General features: G+C 50.3%; 15 protein-coding genes. 3 read left to right on the plus strand and 12 right to left on the minus strand.

The genetic code is table 11. The annotated features are described in order from the left end of the window. Positions 1-21: 21 nt before the first annotated feature. A complete protein-coding gene (yhbY, locus tag BZG75_RS09000) occupies positions 22-318 on the plus strand; it encodes a ribosome assembly RNA-binding protein YhbY (RefSeq protein ID WP_021023292.1) in 297 nt (98 codons plus the stop codon). Between the two features lie 115 nt (positions 319-433). Here the strand turns inward: yhbY and greA are convergent, their stop codons facing one another. Beyond that, on the minus strand, positions 434-907 hold the full coding sequence (gene greA / locus BZG75_RS09005) for a transcription elongation factor GreA (RefSeq protein ID WP_021023293.1): 474 nt from the start codon (positions 905-907) through the stop codon (positions 434-436). 268 nt (positions 908-1,175) lie between these two features. On the opposite strand from greA, the gene dacB reads away from it, so the two are divergent. Continuing rightward, a complete protein-coding gene (dacB, locus tag BZG75_RS09015; RefSeq protein ID WP_077576772.1) occupies positions 1,176-2,654 on the plus strand; it encodes a D-alanyl-D-alanine carboxypeptidase/D-alanyl-D-alanine endopeptidase in 1,479 nt (492 codons plus the stop codon). Positions 2,655-2,720: 66 nt separating this feature from the next. Here dacB and carB read toward each other — a convergent pair whose 3' ends face one another. The 9 genes from carB to murJ form a co-directional block, all read right to left on the minus strand. Next, positions 2,721-5,948 carry a carbamoyl-phosphate synthase large subunit gene (carB, locus tag BZG75_RS09020; protein WP_077576773.1) on the minus strand — a complete coding sequence of 1,076 codons (3,228 nt, stop codon included), beginning with the start codon at positions 5,946-5,948 and terminating at the stop codon, positions 2,721-2,723. 15 nt (positions 5,949-5,963) lie between these two features. Further along, positions 5,964-7,103, minus strand: coding sequence for a glutamine-hydrolyzing carbamoyl-phosphate synthase small subunit (gene carA, locus BZG75_RS09025; RefSeq protein WP_077576796.1), 1,140 nt, complete (start codon positions 7,101-7,103; stop codon positions 5,964-5,966). 467 nt (positions 7,104-7,570) lie between these two features. Next, positions 7,571-8,374 (minus strand): 4-hydroxy-tetrahydrodipicolinate reductase, encoded by an 804-nt coding sequence (dapB, locus tag BZG75_RS09030; protein WP_077576774.1) that lies wholly within the window; start codon positions 8,372-8,374, stop codon positions 7,571-7,573. A gap of 136 nt (positions 8,375-8,510) precedes the next feature. Continuing rightward, complete coding sequence (gene ispH, locus BZG75_RS09035; RefSeq protein ID WP_077461723.1) at positions 8,511-9,455, minus strand: 4-hydroxy-3-methylbut-2-enyl diphosphate reductase; 945 nt, start codon at positions 9,453-9,455, stop codon at positions 8,511-8,513. Positions 9,456-9,464: 9 nt separating this feature from the next. Beyond that, positions 9,465-9,896 carry an FKBP-type peptidyl-prolyl cis-trans isomerase gene (fkpB, locus tag BZG75_RS09040; protein ID WP_021023299.1) on the minus strand — a complete coding sequence of 144 codons (432 nt, stop codon included), beginning with the start codon at positions 9,894-9,896 and terminating at the stop codon, positions 9,465-9,467. Positions 9,897-9,939: 43 nt separating this feature from the next. Next, entirely contained in the window at positions 9,940-10,449 is a 510-nt protein-coding gene (lspA, locus tag BZG75_RS09045) for a signal peptidase II (protein WP_021023300.1), read from the minus strand. Then, positions 10,449-13,274, minus strand: a complete 2,826-nt coding sequence (ileS, locus tag BZG75_RS09050; protein ID WP_077576775.1) for an isoleucine--tRNA ligase — start codon at positions 13,272-13,274, stop codon at positions 10,449-10,451. Before ileS ends, lspA begins: the two co-directional genes overlap by 1 nt. 28 nt (positions 13,275-13,302) lie before the next feature. After that, complete coding sequence (ribF, locus tag BZG75_RS09055; protein WP_077576776.1) at positions 13,303-14,244, minus strand: bifunctional riboflavin kinase/FAD synthetase; 942 nt, start codon at positions 14,242-14,244, stop codon at positions 13,303-13,305. Positions 14,245-14,335: 91 nt separating this feature from the next. Further along, positions 14,336-15,907: a murein biosynthesis integral membrane protein MurJ gene (gene murJ, locus BZG75_RS09060; protein ID WP_077576777.1), complete on the minus strand. Its 1,572-nt coding sequence runs from the start codon at positions 15,905-15,907 to the stop codon at positions 14,336-14,338. 275 nt (positions 15,908-16,182) lie between these two features. On the opposite strand from murJ, the gene rpsT reads away from it, so the two are divergent. Further along, a complete protein-coding gene (gene rpsT / locus BZG75_RS09065) occupies positions 16,183-16,443 on the plus strand; it encodes a 30S ribosomal protein S20 (protein WP_021023304.1) in 261 nt (86 codons plus the stop codon). A 79-nt stretch (positions 16,444-16,522) separates the two neighbouring features. On the opposite strand, the gene BZG75_RS09070 is transcribed toward rpsT, so the two are convergent. Both BZG75_RS09070 and nhaR read right to left on the minus strand, forming a co-directional pair. After that, complete coding sequence (locus BZG75_RS09070; RefSeq protein ID WP_077576778.1) at positions 16,523-16,828, minus strand: ArsR/SmtB family transcription factor; 306 nt, start codon at positions 16,826-16,828, stop codon at positions 16,523-16,525. Positions 16,829-16,894: 66 nt separating this feature from the next. After that, positions 16,895-17,788, minus strand: a complete 894-nt coding sequence (nhaR, locus tag BZG75_RS09075) for a transcriptional activator NhaR (protein WP_077576779.1) — start codon at positions 17,786-17,788, stop codon at positions 16,895-16,897. Positions 17,789-17,847: the final 59 nt, after the last annotated feature.

The raw sequence follows: 17,847 nt of genomic DNA on the forward strand, positions 1-17,847 counted from the left end.
GCAAATAGAAATCGAGCCAACATGAAACTCAGCACCAAACAAAAACAGTATCTCAAAGGACTGGCTCACCAGCTTAAGCCTGTAGTCTTAATGGGCGCCAATGGCTTAACCGAAGCCGTGGTCGCTGAAATTGAGCTTGCGCTTGACCACCATGAATTGATCAAAGTGAAAGTCGCATCAGAAGACCGCGAGACCAAAAACCTGATTGTCGACGCTATCATTCGTGAAACTGGCGCCGAAAAAGTGCAGGTTATCGGCAAAACACTGGTGATTTACCGTCAAAGCGAAGAGCGTAAAATCACATTACCACGCAAATAGTTTGGGTGGCCTTAGTGGTTTGCCGCACTTGCGCTGAAGCATAACAAAAAAGGCCGCGTCGCGGCCTTTTTACTGTTGAAAACTCAGCGAAAAGTTACATCTCGTAACACTTTACTTAGACGTAATCGACGCTGCCAATCTCAAATTCTTTCACACCACCCGGTGTGGTGATACTCACTTCTTCGCCTTCTTCTTTACCAATTAGGCCTCGGGCAATCGGTGAGTTCACTGAAATAAGGTTGGCTTTAATGTCCGCCTCATCATCACCCACGATACGATAGGTCAGTTCTTCGTCGGTATTGATGTCAATCACAGTCACGGTAGCACCAAAAATCACTTTGCCATTATTCGGCATTTTGGTGACATCAATCACTTGAGCGACCGATAGTTTGTATTCAATATCGCGGATTTGCGCTTCACAAATCCCCTGCTCTTCTCGCGCAGCATGATATTCCGCGTTTTCTTTTAAATCACCCAGCTCACGCGCCTCTGCAATGGCGTTAGAGATCTCTGGGCGACGTTTGGTCAACTTGTCCAGCTCTTCTCGTAGCAGCTGCTCGCCGCGTACGGTCATTGGCACTTTATCCATAAATGACATTACCTCTTTCAATCCACAGCAAAGGGATTTTGGCAAAACAAAGCCACGCCCAAACAAAAATTTGGGCGCGGCGGAATTCAACGCTTTTTTTCGATTGTAAACAAGAATTGGCGCAAAATCATCTCTGATCCGGCAATAGCGTGACCGACCAACCGGTGATTGTCCAGCCGATGAGGTGTATCAGGCCATGCGGGCGGCTTGTCTTCAAGGCTGGACAGGGTAGGATAAACACGATGCAATAACACAAAGGCTCTCACTCATGATTCGCGCTCTTTTTCGCTGCCTAGCACCGATACGTTGCCTAGCGGTTATTTTCTGCCTCGCACTTAGCGTATTGTTCACGACATCACTAGCTTATGCATCGAATCAGCTGACGATTGAACAGCTGACCCCTTTATTGCCCAAAGGCAGTCAGGCCGCCTTGTGGGTCAGCGATCCCCAACACACACAACCGCAGCTTAGTCAGCAAGTGGATGCATTGCTTCCCCCTGCGAGTACACAAAAGCTACTCACCGGGCTCGCTGCACGCCTTTATTTACCCAGTACCTTCCGTTTTTCGACACGGCTGGTACAAGCTGGCGATGACATCGCGCTTATTTTTAATGGCGATCCCTTATTAACTCGCAAAGATATTCGTCAGCTACTTAGTCAACTGCCTCGTCGAGGGCTGGATAATATCAATCATCTTTACCTGGACGGCCAAGCCTTCGCCGGTCGCTCTCGTGCCCCCGGATGGCCTTGGGATATTCTCGCCGTCTGTTACAGCGCTCCCTCAACCGCAATAACACTAGATCATAATTGTGTGCAGGGGGCAATATACAGCCAGCCCGATCAGGGACAAACACGCGTTCATATCCCTCGCCATCAGCCAATTTCAGTGACTAGCGACGCCCTTGCGGTGACAGAAGAACAGCAAACAGCGCGTCACTGCGGGCTTGATTTAACCGCCACCGCGGATAATCAGTATCACTTTTCTGGCTGTCTTGCCCACCGAGACAGGCCGCTACCATTAAATTTTGCGGTTCAAACCCCTTCCGCCTACGTAAAAGCCGTTGTTGCCGATGAGCTCGCACGATTGAATGTGCACCTCAATGGTCAAATTCTGGTCGCACCGGCTCCCCGCCAACATCGTGAACTTGCCCGCCATCACTCTGTCCCGTTGCCGTCACTGCTGACCACCATGTTGCGAGACTCAGATAACTTGATTGCGGATAACCTTTTGAAAGCGCTCGGGCGGCGCTATTTTCAGCAGCCGGGATCTTACCGCAATGGCGTCGCGGCAGTTAAAGCCATCTTGCAAAAGGCAGGGATCGAGCTATCCCGCGCGATTTTAGTAGACGGATCCGGTTTATCCCGAAACAACCGTTTAAGCGCGCGCCAGTTGGCCAGTGTTCTTCACTATATCTCGACGCATCCTGAACTGGGACTGGTTGATATGCTCCCCACAGCAGGCATAGATGGCACACTCAAATATCGTCAAAGTGTCCGAAACGCGCCGATTAAAGGGCGATTAAAAGCCAAGAGCGGCTCGCTTTATGGCAGTTTTAACTTGGCCGGTTTACTAGAGGATGACACCGGGCAGGCGCATATTGTGGTGCAGTTGGTCAGTCATTATCACCCGGATGAAGACGCGTTACCTGACAATGTACCCGCACCGATCACCCAATTTGAACGTGAGTTTTATCACGCATTGATCCGTGGCCAGCTCGTACCTGCTTTCGCTCGCGCTCAGCCATAAACGCACGATAAGAAAGACCCGCCAAAAAGGCGGGTCTGATGGCTGCTTATTAACGTCTCATCGGGGTTAAGACTTGGTCAGTACTCGTGCGTGCAGCGATTGCACCGGATTCACTTTGGTGATGTCGGCCGCCGTTAGCGCCATGCACGTGGCGAAGGCCGCATTCAATGTGGTGGTATAGTTGACCTTGGCGGCCAGCGCACCACGACGTAAGACTTTTGAATCTTCAATCGCTTGGCGCCCCTCGGTGGTATTGACAATATAGCTATACTCACCGTTTTTGATGCGGTCAAGAATGTGCGGGCGTCCTTCGTGCACTTTGTTGACAAGGCGCGGATTGATCCCCGCTTCTCCCAGAATAACGGCAGTGCCGTGGGTGGCATCAAGCTCAAAGCCAAGTTTCAGCAGCTTCGCGGCCAGATCAACCACGCGCTGCTTATCGTTGTTGCGAACCGACAACAAAGCTCGCCCGCTTTCGCTATAGGCTTTGCCACAGGCTAAATCCGCTTTAGCAACCGCTTCAGCAAAGGTATCGCCCACGCCCATCACTTCACCGGTTGAGCGCATTTCTGGCCCAAGCAAAGGATCCACGCCTGGGAACTTATTAAACGGGAGTACCACCTCTTTCACGGAATAGTAAGGTGGAATCACTTCGTTCACGAACCCTTGCTCGGCAAGTGATTGTCCTGCCATGACGCGAGCAGCAATTTTCGCCAGCGGCACTCCTGTCGCTTTAGACACAAATGGAACCGTTCGTGCAGCCCGCGGGTTTACTTCAATCAGATAAATTTCATCATCTTTCACCGCAAACTGGGTATTCACCAAGCCGCGTACACCAAGCTCTAAGGCTAATTTACGTACTTGTTCACGCATCCGGTCTTGAACGTCATCGCTCAGCGTATACGCAGGCAGTGAACACGCCGAATCGCCCGAGTGCACCCCCGCTTGCTCAATGTGCTCCATAATGCCACCAATGACAACAATGTCACCGTCACACACGGCATCAATATCAACTTCGGTCGCGTCATCAAGGAAGTGATCGAGCAAGACAGGGGATTCATGCGACACACTCACGGCCTCATTAAAGTAGCGACGCAAATCCACTTCGTCATACACGATTTCCATCGCCCGTCCCCCAAGCACATAAGACGGACGCACCACCAGTGGGTAGCCAATCTCTTTCGCTTTTTCCACCGCCTGCTCTAATGCCGTCACGGTGGCGTTGGCAGGTTGTTTCAGCCCTAGGCGATCTACCGCATCTTGGAAACGTTCACGGTCTTCCGCGCGGTCAATTGCATCAGGACTGGTACCAATGATCGGCACCCCAGCTGCTTCTAGCGCTCGAGCCAGTTTAAGTGGGGTTTGGCCACCATACTGAACAATCACCCCTTCAGGGTTTTCGACCCGAACAATCGCCAACACATCTTCCAAGGTCACTGGCTCAAAGTAGAGGCGATCGGAAGTATCATAGTCGGTAGAGACGGTTTCAGGGTTACAGTTCACCATGATGGTCTCATAGCCGTCTTCGCGCAGCGCTAACGAAGCATGGACGCAGCAATAATCAAACTCGATGCCCTGTCCGATACGGTTCGGCCCACCACCGATAACCATGATTTTCTTTTTATCGGTTGGTTGCGATTCGCATTCATCATCATAGCTTGAGTACATGTACGCGGTATCAGAGGAAAACTCAGCTGCGCACGTATCAACGCGTTTGTAGACCGGATGGATGTTGAATTTATCCCGCAGTTTGCGCACTTCAATTTCAGACACCCCGAGAAGATTCGCCAAGCGCACATCGGAAAAACCTTTACGTTTTAATTGGCGCAGCGCGACCGCATTAAGGCCAGCAAACCCATGCTCTCGGACTTGTTGTTCATGTTTGACGATGTCTTCAATTTGTACCAAGAACCAGCGATCAATATTAGTGAGGTTGAAAACCCCATCGACCGACATGCCGGCACGGAAGGCATCCGCGACATACCAAATCCGCTCGGCGCCCGGCTCTTTCAGCTCATGGCGAATACGCGTCAATGCGGTATCATCATCCAGGTTGACCATCTCATCAAAACCAGACGCGCCGGTTTCTAGACCGCGTAATGCTTTCTGTAACGATTCTTGTTGGTTACGGCCAATGGCCATCACCTCGCCCACGGATTTCATCTGGGTCGTCAGTCGATCATTAGCGCCAGCAAATTTTTCAAAGTTAAAACGTGGGATTTTCGTGACCACGTAATCAATGGTCGGTTCAAATGAGGCCGGTGTGGCGCCGCCGGTAATATCATTCATCAGCTCATCAAGGGTAAAGCCAACCGCTAATTTGGCCGCTACTTTGGCAATCGGGAAGCCGGTTGCTTTTGATGCTAAGGCTGATGAACGCGAGACACGCGGGTTCATCTCAATGATCACCATGCGCCCGTTATTAGGGTTAATCCCAAACTGAACGTTTGACCCACCGGTTTCGACACCGATTTCACGCAGCACAGCCACGGAGGCATTGCGCATCAATTGGTATTCTTTATCGGTCAACGTTTGGGCGGGCGCGACGGTGATCGAATCACCAGTGTGGACACCCATCGCATCGACGTTTTCAATCGAGCAGACAATGATGCAGTTATCGTTTTTATCCCGCACCACTTCCATTTCGTACTCTTTCCAACCAATCAAGGATTCATCAATCAACAGCTCGTTGGTTGGCGACAAATCCAAGCCTCGCTCGCAAATGTCTTTAAATTCTTCTTGGTTGTAGGCAATACCGCCACCGGTGCCGCCCATGGTAAATGAAGGACGGATAATACAAGGGAAACCCACTTCGTCGAGTACCTTGTACGCCTCATCCATACTGTGGGCAATGCCCGCACGCGGACACTCAAGGTTAATGCTGCGCATCGCTTCATCAAAACGGTGTCGGTCTTCCGCTTTATCAATGGCGTCGGCTGTTGCACCAATCATCTCTACGCCAAATTCCGCCAGTACGCCGTGACGCTCGAGATCCAGTGCACAGTTTAATCCCGTTTGACCGCCCATGGTCGGTAACACCGCATCGGGGCGCTCTTTCTCAATAATATGTTTCACTACCTGCCACTGAATCGGCTCGATATAGGTCGCATCGGCCATTTCGGGATCAGTCATGATAGTCGCTGGGTTCGAGTTCACGAGAATAACCCGGTACCCCTCTTCGCGTAGCGCTTTACACGCTTGTGCCCCCGAGTAGTCAAATTCACAGGCTTGGCCGATGACAATCGGGCCTGCGCCCAGGATTAGAATGCTTTTTATGTCTGTGCGTTTTGGCATGCTCAACGACTCCGATTAGGCGCGATGTTGTTTGATAAGGTCGATAAAATGGTCAAAAAGAGGCGCCGCATCATGCGGTCCTGGACTTGCCTCTGGGTGGCCTTGGAAGCTAAAGGCGGGTTTTTCAATATGATGAATGCCTTGTAAGCTGCCATCGAACAAAGACACATGGGTCGCCCGCAATGTGTCTGGCAAGCTATCTTTATCGGCCGCAAAGCCATGGTTTTGGCTGGTGATCATCACCACGCCTCGGTCTAAATCTTTCACCGGGTGATTGGCACCATGATGGCCAAATTTCATTTTCACCGTCTTAGCACCGCTCGCCAGTGCTAAAATTTGGTGGCCCAAGCAAATACCAAATAAAGGCACGCCTTTCGCTAAGAAGGTTTGCGTCGCCGCAATCGCGTAGTCACACGGGGCTGGATCGCCAGGACCGTTGGATAGGAAAACGCCATCCGGATTCATCGCCAGCACCTCGTCTGCGGGCGTGGTGGCAGGCACCACCGTCAAACGACAGCCACGGTCAACCAGCATACGCAAAATGTTACGTTTAGCACCAAAGTCATACGCCACTACGTGATAAGGCAATTCACTATCAGGTAAAGCATCGGGTAAGCCTTGATGAAGTTGCCAAGAGCCTTGTGTCCAGCTGTAGCTTTCCTCAGTGGTCACTTCTTTGGCGAGATCCATGCCCTTGAGGCCAGGAAAATCTTGCGCGTTAACCAAAGCCAATGCTTCATCCACGCTGTCGCCAGCGACAATGCAACCATTTTGCGCCCCTTTTTCACGCAACAAACGGGTGAGCTTGCGTGTATCAATGTCGGCAATGCCAACAATGTTGTGTTGCTTGAGGTAATCAGAAAGGGATTGTTGATTGCGGAAGTTGCTAGCTAACAGAGGAAGATCACGAATCACGAGGCCTTGAGCGTGAACTTGGGAGGATTCTTCGTCTTCGGTATTGGTACCGGTGTTGCCAATGTGGGGATAAGTAAGAGTGACGATTTGACGGGAATAAGAGGGGTCGGTAACAATTTCTTGATACCCCGTCATCGAGGTATTGAAAACCACTTCTCCCACCGCGGAGCCATCCGCGCCGATCGGGGTACCGTGGAACACTGTCCCATCTTCTAGGACTAAGAGCGCAAACTTGCTCAAGACAACCTCCAGTTTATATAACAATGCACTTTTAACGACTAAACTTGCATCTAGGTATTCCATCTAAGATCAAAACCCGCGTCAAGCTGAATTTTGACAAATTGCGCGCATTCTAGGGATGCGTAGCGTAGCTGTCAATTATAGCGCCCTATTTTTCTTTCTTTTATTCGTCACTCAATACGATTGCTCATATAAACCGCCATAACATACAGCCTAAACCGACCTTATCGTGCAAAAAACGACCCGAATACGTTTATTTTAATCATGCATCAGGGGGGAAAGACCTAAAAAAAACAAATCATCAGAGCAAACGTTTACTTTGGACAGTTAATGATTCACAAGGAACAACTCACTCACGTAAGCAGGGATAAGCCCGATAAACTACAGAGACAAAAGAGAAGGTGAAACCAGCAGGCAGGCCGTTTTCGGTGTGATAAAAAAACATCGCGCCGAAGCGCGATGAATAGTTATTTTAAATCGAGGACATCTTGCATGGTATAAAAACCCGACGGGTGCTGATTGAGCCAAACCGCTGCACGGACCGCGCCTTTGGCAAAGGTATTACGGTTTGAGGCCTTATGCGTGATCTCAACACGCTCACCGATATCGGCAAACATCGCAGTATGTTCGCCAACAATGTCACCGGCTCGAAGGGTGGCAAAACCAATCTCGTCTTTGCTGCGCTCGCCGGTATTCCCTTCTCGCGCATAGACAGCCACATCGCTGAGGTTGTTCCCCATTGCCCCCGCAATCGCTTCGCCCATACCTAGCGCTGTGCCTGAAGGGGCATCCACTTTATGGCGGTGGTGGGCTTCAACAATTTCAATATCGCATTCCTCCCCCATCACTTTGGCGGCTTGCTCGAGCAACTTAAACACTAGGTTCACCCCCACACTGTAGTTGGGCGCCATGACTAAGGCAGTTGACTCAGCGGCCTCATGAATGGCTTGTTTTTGCGCCTCGTCAAACCCGGTGGTGCCAATGACTAATTGTTTACCTTGCTGTTGGCATAACGCCAAATGCGCCATCGTGGCCGACGGTGCGGTAAAGTCGATAATCACGTCGAAGTCGTCACTGACATTGGCAAGGTCGTCCACTACGTTAACCCCTAAACGGCCAATCCCTGCCAACTCACCCGCATCTGTGCCTACTAGGCTAGACTCAGGGCGCTCACTCGCCGCCCCCAATGTTGCGCCCGAGTATTGTGCAACCGCTTGAATAAGGTTGCGGCCCATTCGTCCAGCCGCGCCTGCAATGGCAATACGTACCATGATTTTCCCCTTTGTCACTTTGCCAGCAAATTGGCTCCTTGATCATAACTGACCACTCTAGCGCGTTCCCTGGCACTTGTATATTGGCGAAAAAAAGGGAAGCTTTCGCTTCCCGTTTTGGTCTGGATCATCACGGTTAAGTGACCTCACGAATTTGTAATTCCTTCGGCACTTCAAAGAACATGTTTTCTTCTCGTCCAGAGAGATTTTCAACCTCTGTGGCACCAAGCTGCTTGATGCGCTCGATAATATGATTCACCAGCTCTTCAGGCGCCGATGCTCCTGCCGTGATCCCAACGGTATGCTTGCCGTCTAACCAAGCGGGGGCAATGTCTTGTGCTGTATCGACCAAATACCCAGGCGTACCTAGCTTTTCAGAAAGCTCACGGAGGCGATTTGAATTTGAGCTATTTTTCGATCCAACGACAATCATCACATCACAGCTTTGCGCAAGATCGCGTACTGCATCTTGGCGGTTCTGTGTGGCATAACAAATATCATCTTTGCGCGGGCCTTGGATATTGGGAAATACCTGCCGCAAGGTATCAATCACATCTGCCGTTTCATCCACAGACAGTGTGGTTTGACTGACATAGTGTAGGTTATCTGGATCGTTGACCTTGAGGGTATAGACATCGTCTGGAGTTTCAACCAAATACATGCCACCCGTTTCGCTGGCGTATTGACCCATGGTGCCTTCCACTTCTGGGTGGCCCGCATGGCCTATCAGCACCACTTCCATGTTTTTGCGGCTTGCGCGCGCCACTTCCATATGGACCTTGGTCACCAATGGACAGGTGGCATCAAACACGGTCAATTGACGCGATTTCGCCTCGTTCCGCACCGCTTGTGATACACCGTGTGCAGAGAAGATCACAATACTGTCGTCAGGCACTTCGCTGATCTGCTCAACAAAAATCGCCCCACGCTGCTTTAACCCTTCCACGACGAAGCGGTTGTGCACCACTTCATGACGCACATAAATCGGCGGTTGATAGATTTCTAACGCGCGTTCAACAATACTGATTGCACGATCGACGCCCGCACAAAAGCCACGGGGGTTAGCAAGTAGGATCTTCATGACTACGCCTTATTGCACACTTATAATTTCAACGTCAAAAATGACGGTTTTACCCGCCAAAGGATGATTAAAGTCAACGGTGACTGAGTCGCCAGAGACCGCGGTAATAATTCCGGGAATTTCTTGCCCTTGAGGACCACTAAACGCAATGATCGCCCCTTCTTCGGCGGGTGTTTCTCCTCCGAAATGACGACGGTCCATATGATGAATATTATCAGGGTTTGGCTGCCCAAAGGCATCTTCAGGCGCTAAGGTAAAGCTGCTCGAGGCGCCTTCTTTTAAGCCCAACAAGCAGTTTTCAAAATTTTCGGTCAGACTGCCGTCTCCCATCACCAATTTCGCTGGCTTCCCCGCATTATGGGTGGTATCGGCCACCGAGCCATCTTCAAGTTTGATGGTAAAATGCATAATCACTTCGCTAGCGGCGCTGATCGCTTTCATAATTCATCCTTTTTGCAAGTCAGAGTGTGCTGATAGATACGCATTATCCCTGCTTGGTCGATGACGCGTCCTGGCGAAAACTTTCCAGAATCACCAACGCCGCTCCCAAACAAATCGCGGAATCCGCCAAGTTAAACGCCGGCCAATGCGATGTGCCAATGTAAAAATCTAAAAAGTCGATGACATAACCATGAACAAGCCGATCGAACAAATTGCCCAATGCGCCGCCGATGATCATCGCGTAGGCAATATTGATCAGCCGTTGGCTTGCCGGGGTAGTCCGCATCCAATAAGCCAGTAAGCCACTGACTCCTAGTGCAATCACGCTAAACAGCCAACGCTGCCAGCCTCCAGCATCACTCAAAAAACTAAAGGCTGCGCCATGGTTGTGCACGTAGGTAAGATTAAAAAAAGGCAACAGTTCAATGCGGTTAGCAAACCCGTATTCCATGGTTTGCATCACCAGCCACTTACTACCAATATCGAGCGCAAACACCAGAGGCGCCAGCCAAAGCCAGCGCCATCCTGATTGCGAGAGGGAAAGAGTCTGCATCACGCAAATTGGCGAGTTTCGCCTTCTCCTGCAATGTTGGTCACACAACGGCCACAGATCTCTTCATGGCCAGCAATGGTGCCCACGTCGGCGACGTGATGCCAGCAGCGTTCGCACTTCGCCGCACTTGAAGCCGTCACCTCAACAGCAAGGCCTTCAACATCCGTTTTCGTCGCAGATATTGGGGCTTCACCGGCGACCACAGTTGCTTTTGACGTTAACAGCACAAAGCGAAGTTCATCGCCCATTAAGCGCAGTTTTTCGGCAAAATCGGCGGGCGCATACAAGGTCACTTCGGCTTCTAGTGAGCCACCAATGACTTTTTCGTTACGGGCCTGTTCAAGCGTTTTATTGACCGCATCGCGTACGTTTAACAATTTCGCCCAGAACGCCTGATTAAGGGCAGCACTGTCTTCAAGATCAAACAGGCCGTCATACCAGACATCGGTAAAGACAAACTTGCTACGCTCACCCGGCATTTCATTCCAAATTTCATCCGCCGTGAACGACATAATAGGAGCCATCCAACGGACCAAGGCTTCGACAATGTGGAACAGTGCCGTTTGGCAGCTTCGGTGCGCATGGCTGCCGGCTTTCGCGGTGTATTGGCGATCCTTAATAATATCGAGATAAAAAGAGCCCATCTCAATCGAGCAGAACTGCATCAAGCGTTGCGTGACTTGGTGGAAATTACAGGCTTCAAATGCTTCTGTAATTTCTTGCTGTGCCGCCAACGCACGTCCCACCGCCCAACGATCGACCGCGACCAAAACGTCTGGGGCAACCAAGTCGGTTTTAGGATCAAAGCCATGTAGATTAGCCAGCAAGAAACGCGAGGTGTTGCGGATACGACGATACGCATCGGCGCTGCGTTTTAGGATCTCATCCGAGACGGTGATCTCACCCGTGTAATCGGTTGATGCCACCCATAAACGCAAAATATCGGCACCCAGCTTGTTCATCACGTCTTGCGGCGCGATGGTGTTCCCCAAAGATTTCGACATCTTGCGGCCTTTGCCGTCAACGGTGAAACCATGAGTCAGCACTTTTCGATACGGGGCCTTCTCTTTGATGGCGACCGAGGTCATTAACGATGATTGGAACCAACCACGGTGCTGATCCGACCCTTCGAGGTACATGTCAGCTTCTTGGCCGTTGAACTCGTCACGCTGGTTAACCACCGCATAGTGCGTCGCGCCTGAATCAAACCATACATCGAGCGTATCCAACACTTTCTCGTACTGGTCTGCTTCATCGCCAAGCAGTTCGTTAAGATCCAAATCCCACCACGCTTGAATGCCCGATTGCTCTACCCGCTGTGCAACCTGCTCAATCAGGTTAATCGTATCGGGATGAAGCTCTGACGTTTCTTTGTGAACGAACAGGGCAATGGGTACGCCCCAGGTACGCTGACGAGAAATACACCAGTCTGGACGGCCTTCAACCATGGATTCAATGCGGCTTTGCCCCCAGTCCGGGATCCATTCAACGTTTTTGATCTCTTGTAAGGCTTTATCTCGCAGACCGGCTTTATCCATGGCGATAAACCATTGTGGCGTCGCTCGGAAAATAATCGGCGTTTTGTGGCGCCAGCAGTGCGGATAGCTGTGTTCATAGGCATGATGATGCAGCAGCGCGCCGTGCGTTTTAAGCGTTTCAATGACATTATCATTGGCTTTAAACACGTGCTGACCGGCAAACAGTGGTGTATCAGGTAAATACACACCATTGCTCCCCACAGGATTGGCCACTTCTAGGTCGTATTTTTTCCCCACCACGAAGTCTTCTTGGCCGTGTCCAGGCGCAGTGTGGACAACCCCCGTACCCGACTCAGTTGTCACGTGATCGCCAAGGATCACCGGCACGTCAAAATCATAAAATGGGTGTTGAACACGTTGCAGCTCTAACGCTTCACCTTTACAAAAACCAAGGTTGTGATAGTGCTCGATACCAGCACGATCCATGACGTCTTTGGCCAACTCTGCCGCCAGAATTAAGCGCTGTGGCTGCTCGCCTTCGACTTGCACCAGCACATATTCCAGATCCGCGGACACAGCAACGGCGCGGTTAGCCGGCAGAGTCCAAGGCGTCGTCGTCCAGATCACCGCCGAAACAGGCCCTTCGCCTTGATGCTCACCTGCAAGGGTAAAGGTGTTCACGAGCGCCTGCTCATCGACCGCACGGAACATGACGTCAATCGATGGGGAGGTCTTGTCTTGATACTCGACTTCGGCTTCGGCAAGGGCTGAACCACAATCCGTACACCAGTGAACCGGTTTAAACCCTTTGTGCAAGTGGCCATTCCCAGCAATCTTACCCAAGGCACGGATGATGCTGGCCTCAGTGTTAAAGTCCATGGTGAGATAGGGCTTATCCCACTCACCTAACACGCCAAGACGTTTAAAGTCGGCTTTTTGACCTTCCACTTGCTTGGCCGCGTATTCACGACATTTTTCACGGAACTCGGCGGTGGAGATTTTCTGACCCGGCTTGCCCACTTTTTTCTCTACCATCAATTCGATAGGTAGACCGTGGCAGTCCCAGCCAGGGACATACGGTGCGTCATAGTCCGCCAGCGTTTTCGATTTAATAATAATGTCTTTGAGAATTTTATTAACAGAGTGACCAATATGAATATTGCCGTTCGCGTACGGAGGGCCGTCGTGCAAAATAAATGTTTTTTTGCCGTGCTTCGCTTGACGGATTGCACCGTAAAGATCTTCATCATACCAACGCTTGAGCATATCAGGCTCGCGCTTAGCAAGATTACCTCGCATCGGAAACGCAGTTTCCGGCAGGTTTAAGGTATCTTTGTAGTCACTCATTGATTATTGATTCCGTATGGAGGTTACTCTAGACATTATTGCCATCAGCCAGCCACGCACGCGCTGCCGATGCATCTCGTTGAATTTGCATTTTTAATGCGTCTACTGACGCGAATTTGGTTTCATCACGCAATTTGTGCAGTAGGCTAACTTCTAATTGTTTGCCGTATAAATCGAGCGTTTGATCGAATAGATGCACTTCTAACTGCTGATGGGTGCCATTGACCGTCGGTCGATTACCCACGTTGGCAACGCCCGGCAAAGATTGCCCTGCACGCGCACCGGACACGGTTACCGCGTACACACCCGATACAGGAGAGACTCGCCGCTTAAGCAGCACATTCGCGGTAGGAAAGCCGATCGTGCGTCCAAGCTTTCGCCCATGCGCGACCCGCCCGCAAATACTGTAGGGTCGCCCCAACATATCGGCTGCCGCCTCTAACTGGCCCGCGAGAAGCGCATCTCGGATAGCGGTGCTACTCACCCGTCGGTCGCTGACACAAAAGCTTTCGGTACTCACCACCGCAAAGTGATGCGCTTTCCCGGCTTGCTCTAATCGAGAGAAGTCACCGGCACGCTTGAGGCCAAAGCGAAAGTCGTCACCCACTACCAGAAACTTAACACCCAATTGATTGACCAACAAGCGATCAACAAAAGCATCCGGGCTCATGGCGGCAAATGCTGGTGTAAAGCTGACACACAAAAGCCTATCCACGCCTAACTTAGCCAGCTGAGTATATTTGTCGCGCAGCCGGGATAAACGTGCAGGGGCCTGATCGCCTTGAAACAATTCGAGCGGTTGAGGCTCAAACAGCATGACAGTCGCAGGCAAATCGAGGGCCCTGGCCTTCTCGACCACTTGGCGCAAGACCGCTTGGTGCCCAAGGTGGACACCATCAAAGTTACCGATGGTGAGTACACAGCCTCGGTGTTTGGCCCGGATATTGTGAATGCCTCGAATTAATTCCATCGCCTGCTGACTATTTGAACTATAAAAACTGGCGGATTATATACTAGTCAGCGCTGGCAATCAGCCCTGGATTGATATTCCGCGCTTACCATCATCCTCGGTGGCGGATATCGCCTAATCTCACACCAAACATCACTGCCGTGATCAGATAGAGGCTCCCCCCGCCAAGAATACAGCCAGCCAAGCTAATGCTGCGAGAGAATAATGGCATGGCCACCCATTGTGACAAACTTGGCATTAAAACATAAAGCCCAATAACCATGGCACAAACAGCCACCAGTAACTTAACAATAAACATCACTGTTTCTCGAGAAAGGCGATAAATATGACGACGGTGTAGCCCTTGATACAACAGGCCTGCATTAATCAGCGCCGATAAGGCCGTGGCCATTGCTAGCCCCACGTAGCTGAAGAAATAGGCAAAAATCGCGTTAAAGACCATATTGCTGACCATTGCGATGACACCGTATTTGACCGGTGTTTTAGTATCTTGGCGCGCATAATAACCAGGCGCCAGGACTTTGATCACCATAAAATTGACCAAACCACAGGCATAAGCCACCAGAGATAGACTGGCCGCCTCCACGTCAGGTACACCAAATTCACCCCGCATAAACAACACCATCAACATGGGCTTGGCAAGCACAATCAATCCGGCCATGGCGGGGATCCCGAGTAGCAGAACCATACGTACGCCCCAGTCCATGGTCGCAGCAAACTGATCCGCCGATTTATCGACATGTTTTTTGGATAACGCGGGCAAGATCACCGTCGCAATCGCAATGCCAAATAACCCCAGTGGGAACTCTAATAAACGATCGGAGTAATACAGCCAACTGATAGAACCCGTCATTAAGAAGCTAGCAATAAAGGTATCGAATAACAGATTAATCTGACTGACGGATACCCCAAACAATGCTGGGATCATTAACTGTCGAATTTTGACAACGCCGGGATGATGCCATCCCCATTTAGGCCGCACGAGCATCCCCTCTTGCGCTAAAAAAGGCAGTTGGAACAAAAGTTGAATCACACCGCCTGCAAACACACCGATCGCAAGGCCTATTTCAGGTTGTGCCAAATGCGGGGATAGACCGATCGCCGCAGCAATAATCGCAACGTTTAAAAACACCGGCGTAAAGCTGGAAACTGCAAATTTATTCAGCGTGTTAAGGATAGCCCCCGATAGCGCAACAAAGGTAATAAACCACAAATAGGGGAAAGTGATTTTCAACATCAAGCTGGCCAACTCAAATTTTGCACCATCAGGCCCGCCGTCTAGCCAATCGACAAACCAACCGGTACCAAACAACGCGGCTAAAACGGGCGAACCGACCACACCGAGCAATGTCACAACAGTGACCAGCCCACCAAGCGTGCCGACCACATTGGCCACCAACTCACGTGAGTGGGCTCGGGTGTTATCATCTTTATCAAGCGCCTGGTATTCGGTTAATACCGGCACAAACGCTTGTGAAAATGCCCCTTCGGCAAATAGACGACGCAAAAAATTAGGGATTTTATTGGCAAAGAAAAAGACATCGGCGGCCGCACCCGCGCCCATTAAGTTGGCAATGACAACATCGCGCACCAATCCTAAAACACGGGACACTAATGTCATGGTGCTCACGATGAGCCCAGAGCGTAAAAGTCGCTTACTCACGGTTACCTCTTGAAAACACGTGCCCGATGCGCGCGTTGCTTCTACTTTTTCGCCCCTGGCGATACGCCGAAAGGGAGAACAAATCGAAATATAGGTGACGTCGGGGCTGAAATGCTGATAGAATCAGCCGCCATATTAACTGTGATAACCCCGCAGCGCCAATACTACCTTGGAGCGGCGGATCTTTGCACAAATGAATTGACAATAGAGGCAAAAAGAGGCATAGTCCTCCGCCTTGAAATGTCACCGAACAAAAAGATTTGGGAGTTAGACCCTTGGCGAATATCAAATCTGCTAAGAAGCGTGCGATCCAGTCTGAAAAGCGTCGCCAGCACAACGCAAGCCGTCGCTCTATGATGCGCACCTATATGAAGAAAACTGCTTCAGCAATTGCTGCAGGCGACAAAGAAGCGGCAACTGCTGCTTTTGCACAAGTTCAGCCTATTCTTGATCGTTCAGCCACTAAAGGCATGATCCACAAGAATAAAGCAGCTCGTTACAAAGCAGCATTCTCAGCACAAATTAAAGCGCTGTAAGATTGCTCTTTGCTTATAGATAAAAAAAACCGGCCCTGGCCGGTTTTTTTTTGCTTATCACTTGTTGCTTACCTAGGTGCTAATTTGCGGTTTCGCTGCAGTAGAGGTCATGTAAAAGCTGAATGACAGCGACGACTTCATCACTTTTTAGCGAATAATATACCGTCTGCGCCTCTTTGCGCGTTGTCACCAGACCATCTTTTCGTAACCAAGCAAGATGCTGCGATAAGGCTGACTGGCTCAGAGGAACCCGCTCCACTAACTGCCCCACCGACAATTCACCTTGTAGTAAATAACACAGAATAAAAAGGCGTTTTTCATTGGCCATGGCTTTTAGCAGGCTGACTGCCTTAGGCCCATTCTGCTGCATGCGGGCTAAATCCATTCAACTTCCATCATCAGTTAATACTCAATGGCACGAGTCTAGCACGATCTTTATGCTAGCTTGTAATTAAACAAACAAGTGACTGTAATCTGCCTCACAAATCCTTTTTACCGCTGGGTGCTGGATCATACGTTCCGCAAAGATGACGAAATATTCCTCTTTTACCATACTTAGCTCAGCAATTTGTATCGCTTGACCCAAACGGGTAACTTCCTCAGCATAGGTCGTAGGCGCAATAAATAACGCTTGATGGCTAATCCCAAACGCTTTCATTAAGGCGGAATCGTCAAATTCTCCCAGGATATTAGGTACGATGCCTTGTTGATCAAACCACTGCGTTAACTTACGTCCCATTGCGGTCGATTTGCTAGGAATTAAGACTTTCTGTGTCGCTAAACGTATGGGTAACGGCACATCGAGGTCTTCTGCAGGGTTTGAGGAATATAAGCTCATGCTACTTTCACCTAACTTGACGCTAAATAAGCCGGCCTGTTGGGTCGAATCTATCGGGCAATCTGAAAGGATCATATCTAATTTATGCTCTGCGAGTTGCTCAAGCAGCATTTCATGCGTGGATTCAAAACAGCGCAGGTGGATGGCGTTATCGTGAGGTATCGCATGCAAGAGAATTTGGCTAATCAGCCGCTTCGATAATGCATCAGCAACCCCTACATCGAATAAGATATTCTCTTGCTGGCTGTAATTGACAATATCTAGCAATTCGTAGCTCAGGCCAAACATACGATCAGCATATTTAAAAACCAGCTGGCCGAGTTCTGTGGGCTCTACGTAGCGCCCATTGCGTTTAGTGAGCTTACCATTTAAGCGCTGTTCCAGAGCCCGAATTTGCCCAGTAACGGTTTGTGGTGTTAAACAAAGCTTATCCGCCCCTTGGGTGATTGAACCTTGCTTGCAGACCATCCAGAAGTAGTACAGGTGGTTGTAATTTAGGTGAGCCATGCTGATAGATAAAAAAACGCCAGACGAAGCAGCTTACGCTGCCTCTCTGGCGCCTTCAA

This window comes from Salinivibrio sp. AR640 (assembly GCF_001995405.1).
Classification (GTDB): domain Bacteria; phylum Pseudomonadota; class Gammaproteobacteria; order Enterobacterales; family Vibrionaceae; genus Salinivibrio; species Salinivibrio costicola.